The sequence below is a fragment of the Acinetobacter sp. V2 genome (genome assembly GCF_001188385.1).
In the GTDB taxonomy this organism is placed as follows: Bacteria; Pseudomonadota; Gammaproteobacteria; order Pseudomonadales; family Moraxellaceae; genus Acinetobacter; species Acinetobacter oleivorans.
The window spans coordinates 1,830,180-1,831,932 of record NZ_JZFB01000001.1 but is presented as its reverse complement, the minus strand read 5'-3'; the positions used below and the strand labels follow the sequence as shown (position 1 = coordinate 1,831,932).

1 protein-coding gene is annotated in these 1,753 nt (G+C 43.1%); it reads left to right on the top strand.

Annotation, left to right across the window (positions count from 1 at the left end):
• Positions 1-1,753, top strand: a 1,753-nt coding sequence (locus UC75_RS08415) for an FdhF/YdeP family oxidoreductase (RefSeq protein WP_228137229.1), incomplete at both ends; no start/stop codon positions are given.

Sequence of the window (1,753 nt, the reverse complement as noted above, 5' to 3'; positions counted from 1 at the left end):
CCTCTGGCCGTGCCAGTAATGAAGCGGCATTTTTATATCAATTGTTTGTGCGAAGCTTTGGAACAAATAACTTTCCAGACTGTTCGAACATGTGTCATGAAACCACAAGTGTTGGGTTACTTGATTCGATTGGTTTAGGAAAGGGCACAGTCACCCTAGAAGACTTTGATTTAGCCGACGCAATTTTTAGTTTTGGGCATAACCCCGGAACCAATCATCCGCGTATGTTAGGTACTTTACGTGAAGTGTCTAAACGTGGCGGTAACATTATTGCGATTAACCCGATTAAAGAGCGAGGCTTAGAGCGATTCCAAGACCCACAAGCACCACTTGAAATGATGACTAACGGCAGTACCCCAATTAGTCGTTATTATTTCCAACCTAAAATTGGTGGTGACTATGCACTGATGTTAGGAATTTTAAAGCACTTAAATAAGTGGGATAAAAAGGCACTCGCTTCAGGTAAACCAAGTGTTTTTGATCGAAACTTTATTGCGGTGAATACGATCGGTTTCGACGAGATGATTGCTGAAGTTGAAAAAACTGAGTGGGAAGATATTTATAAACATTCGGGTCTATCGCCTGAACATTTAGAAAAATTAGCCAAGCTCTTTTTAGAGTCTGAGCGTTCAATTTTCTGCTGGGGAATGGGTATTACTCAACATCGCCACGGAACAGCCAACGTACATATGTTGGCGAATTTATTATTGGCTCGTGGGCAAATTGGTCGACCGGGTGCAGGGCTTTGTCCAGTTCGTGGGCACAGTAATGTACAAGGCGACCGAACCATGGGCATTAATGAATTACCTAGCCCTAAATTACTCGACAACATTGACCGCGTGTTTGGGATTAAATCCCCTAGAAAAAATGGGCATGGTGTTGTTGAAACTATTAAAGCTATGGCTGAAGGTGAGGTCAAAGTCTTTATTGGTTTAGGTGGCAACTTTGCAGTTGCGACACCAGATACGCCGTATACCCAAGAAGCACTTAGAAAGTGTAATTTAACTGTTCATGTAGCAACCAAGTTAAACCGTAGCCATTTGGTGTGTGGTAAAGAGGCACTGATTTTGCCATGTTTGGGCCGTACCGAAATTGATGAGCAGCTTCATGGCCCACAAGCCATTTCAGTCGAAGATTCGATGAGTAATATTCATTTGTCGGCTGGCCGTAATACCCCAATTTCTGAAAATATTTTATCTGAACCCGACATCGTGGCAAGAATGGCTGAAGCGGTTCTACCAGACAGCAAGATCAAATGGAAATGGTACATTGAAAGCTACGACCGTATTCGTGACTCAATTGCTGAGGTCTTTGATGAGTTCCATGATTTTAATTTACGTGTCTATAACCCGGGTGGTTTCCATCTAGAGCATCCGGCTAATCAGCACATCTGGAACACAAAAAGTGGTAAAGCGCAGTTTATGATTACGCCTCTGAGTGAAGTCTATGGTGATAAAGAAAATCAGTACGCTGCTGCTTATACTGACAGCAAAGTTTATACCTTAATGACCACTCGCTCTCACGATCAGTACAACACTACGCTATATGGTCTCGATGACCGTTACCGCGGGGTCTTTGGGCAGCGCCGTGTGTTATTTATGAACCAAGCCGATATTGATGAAGCAGGCTTTGAAGCAAATCAGTGGGTTGATATTGAAAGTGTTTTCTCAGATGGCGTGAAACGTATTGTGCATAGTTTCCGTATTGTGCCGTACAACATTCCACGTGGCAGTTTAGCTGCGTACTATCCAGA